Raw genomic sequence first — 3,326 nt, forward strand, 5'->3', positions numbered from 1 at the left:
CCTGCTCGACGGCCCCCACGGCGTCGTCGACACCGGCCTGCGCCACCCCGACCCGGCCGCGCTCGCCCTCGCCGCCGTCGACGCCTTCACCGCCGTGCGCGACACCGCCTGGCGCGTCCGCGAGCTCGACGAGGCCACCCGGGACGCGCTCGTCGCCGACGTCCGCGACCGCACCACGGCGACCGTCGTGACCCCCGTCCTGACGCCCGGACCGGCCGACCCGACCGCCCTCGGCCCCGGCGAGGACGGCACCCTCGAGGTCCTCCCCCGCCTCGGCGAGCTCGACCTCCCGCTGGTGGCCGCGCTGGTCGGGCTGCTCGACGCGCCCGGCCAGGGCGTCACCCTGCGCGCCACCCCGTGGCGGACCCTCGTCCTGCGCGGCCTGCCCGATCCCGCCGACGCCGCCCGCCGCCTGGACGGCCTCGTCGAGACCGAGCCGACGTCGCCCTGGCGCGGAGTGTCGGCGTGCGTGGGTGCGCCCCGGTGCGCGAAGTCGCACGCCGACGTGCGCGGTGACCTCGCCGCGGCCGTCGCGTCAGGCCACGTCGGAGGCACCGTGCGCCAGCACTGGGTCGGGTGCGGGCGGGCCTGCGGGACGCCGGGTGGACGGGTGGCGGTGATCGAGGCCCTCGCGCCGGACGAGCGCGGGGGCGAACAGCGAGGGGTCTACCGCACGGTGGTCCGCTCGGGAAGGGTGACCGGATGACCTCGGGCAGTGTGGCCCGGCACGGAGGCGTGGTCCACGAGCCCGACTCCCCCGCCGTCCCGGCGTACGTCGCCGACGGTGCGGAGATCTACCGGCGCTCCTTCGCGATCATCCGCGAGGAGGCCGACCTCTCCCACCTCCCCGAGGACGCGCACGACCTCGCCGTCCGCATGATCCACTCCTGCGGGATGACCGACCTCGCCGCCGACACGGTCGTCTCCCCCGGCGCCGTCGCCGCCGCGCACACCGCGCTGCGCGCGGGCGCCCCGGTGCTGTGCGACGCGATGATGGTCGCCTCCGGGATCACCCGACGGTTCCTCCCGGCGGGCAACGACGTCGTCTGCACCCTCAACGACCCCGACGTCCCGGCGAAGGCGGCCCTGCTCGGGACGACCAGGTCCGCCGCCGCGCTCGACCTCTGGCTGCCGCTGCTCGACGGGGCGGTCGTCGCCATCGGCAACGCCCCGACCGCGCTCTTCCGCCTGCTCGAGCTGATCGAGGCCGGGGCGCCGCGACCCGCCGTCGTGCTCGGTCTGCCCGTCGGGTTCGTCGGGGCGATGGAGTCGAAGGCGGCACTGGCGGGGTTCGGGCGGGCCGGCAACGGCACCGCGCTCGAGCACGTCGTCGTGCACGGGCGCCGCGGTGGCTCGGCGATGACCGTGGGCGCGGTGAACGCGCTGGCCCTGGGCGCGGCCGCGTGAACGGGTGCGGGGCGGCCGGGCGGCTGTACGGGGTCGGGGTCGGCCCCGGGGACCCCGGGCTGATGACGGTGCGGGCGGTCGAGCTCATCCGGTCCGCGGACGTGGTGGCGTACCACTGCGCGCGGCACGGGCGGTCGAACGCGCGGGCGATCGCGGCGCAGTACCTGGGCACGCAGGTCGAGGAGGCCCTGACCTACCCGGTCACCACGGAGTCGACCGACGACTACCAGGGCCGCATCGACGCCTTCTACACCGACGCCGCCGCCCGGCTGGCTGCGCACCTCGACGCGGGGCGCGACGTCGTCGTGCTCGCCGAGGGCGACCCGTTCTTCTACGGCTCCTACATGCACCTGCACAAGCGGCTGGCGCACCGCTACGTGGCCGAGGTCGTGCCGGGGGTGACGAGCGTGTCCGCGGCGAGCGCCGCGCTCGGGACGCCGCTGGTGGAGCGCGACGAGGTCCTGACGGTGCTGCCGGGCACGCTGGGCGAGGACGAGCTGGTCCGCCGCCTCGCCGACACCGACGCGGCCGCGGTGATGAAGCTCGGGCGGACGTTCACCGGCGTCCGGGCGGCGCTACGGCGGTCGGGCCGGGCAGACGAGGCCCGCTATGTCGAGCGGGCGAGCACGCCCACCGAGCGCCAGGGTCGGCTCGACGAGGTCGACCCCGCGTCCGTGCCGTACTTCTCGGTCGGGATCGTCCCGTCCCGGGTGCACGTCGAGACGACGGAGGCGGCGCGGGCGGACGGGGAGGCCCGGTCCCTGGCTGCAAGCGAAGCGTCGACGCTTGCAGCCAGTGGCAGTAAAGCCACTCCGTCGACCGGCCCGACCGGCCCGACCGGCCCGACCGGCCCGACCGGCCCGACCGGCGGGATCGTCACCGTCGTCGGCCTCGGCCCCGGCGCCCGCGACCGGCTCACCCCCGAGGCCGCGACCGCGCTGGCCGAGGCGGACGACGTCGTCGGCTATGCCACCTACGTCGCCCGCGTGCCCCCGAATCCCCGCCAGCGCGTGCACGGGTCGGACAACAAGGTCGAGTCCGAGCGCGCCGCCTTCGCCCTCGACCTCGCGCGCACCGGACGGCGGGTCGCGGTCGTCTCCTCCGGCGACCCCGGCGTGTTCGCCATGGCCTCCGCGGTCGTCGAGGTCGCGTCGCAGGACTATCCCGAGGTGCCGGTCCGGGTCGTCCCGGGCGTGACGGCCGCGCACGCCGTCGCCGCCCGGATCGGCGCCCCGCTCGGCCACGACTTCGCCACCATCAGCCTCTCCGACCGCCTCAAGCCCTGGGACGTCGTCGAACGCCGGCTCGCCGCCGTCGCCGAGGCCGACATGGTCGTCGCGCTCTACAACCCGGCGAGTCGCTCGCGGACCTGGCAGGTCGAGGCCGCGCGCGAGGTCCTGCTGAAGTTCCGCGACCCGACGACGCCGGTGATCGTCGGCCGCGACGTCGACGGCCCGGAGGAGTCGGTGCACGTCGTCGAGCTCGGCACGCTCGAGCCGTCCGAGGTCGACATGCGCACGTTGCTCATCGTCGGGTCCTCGCAGACCCGCTGGACCCCGACGGGCGCCGTCTTCACCCCGCGGCGCTACTGAAGGGCCTCCGACTCGGCCGAGGGAGTCACTGCGCGTCGAGCGGATCTCCTCCCCGCCGCGCAGCGGCTCCTTGATCTCACAGACGCGAGGCCCTGGGCGCGGCGCGAGCGGAACCGCGTCATCGTGACGCGGTTCCGCCACCGTCGATCAGGCCGAGGTCAGCTCCGGCGCGGCCGCCGACTCGCGCGCCGCCACCAGCGACTCGTGCGTCGGCGCGTCCGGCACGTGGGCCGGCTTCAGGGCCGCGAACTCCCGCCGCAGCACCGGCACGACCTCCTCGCCCAGCAGGTCCAGCTGCTCGAGGACCGTCTTCAGCGGCAGCCCGGC

Annotated in this window: 2 protein-coding genes and 2 pseudogenes; 3 read left to right on the forward strand and 1 reads right to left on the reverse strand. The window is 76.1% G+C overall.

The window, feature by feature from the left end; translation table 11 throughout:
* From AC0CYZ_RS02570 to cobJ, 3 genes and pseudogenes are all read left to right on the forward strand, one after another.
* A pseudogene (locus AC0CYZ_RS02570) lies at nucleotides 1-706 on the forward strand (hypothetical protein); the annotation flags it as partial.
* On the forward strand, nucleotides 703-1,407 hold the full coding sequence (locus tag AC0CYZ_RS02575) for a precorrin-8X methylmutase (protein ID WP_472212056.1): 705 nt from the start codon (nucleotides 703-705) through the stop codon (nucleotides 1,405-1,407). The pseudogene AC0CYZ_RS02570 and the gene AC0CYZ_RS02575, both read left to right, overlap by 4 nt.
* A gap of 62 nt (nucleotides 1,408-1,469) precedes the next feature.
* Nucleotides 1,470-2,999 (forward strand): precorrin-3B C(17)-methyltransferase, encoded by a 1,530-nt coding sequence (cobJ, locus tag AC0CYZ_RS02580; RefSeq protein ID WP_472212058.1) that lies wholly within the window; start codon nucleotides 1,470-1,472, stop codon nucleotides 2,997-2,999.
* A 147-nt stretch (nucleotides 3,000-3,146) separates the two neighbouring features.
* On the opposite strand, the pseudogene AC0CYZ_RS02585 reads toward cobJ, so the two are convergent.
* Nucleotides 3,147-3,326, reverse strand: a pseudogene (locus AC0CYZ_RS02585) (5,10-methylene tetrahydromethanopterin reductase); the annotation flags it as partial.

This window comes from Actinomycetospora sp. (genome assembly GCF_055612215.1).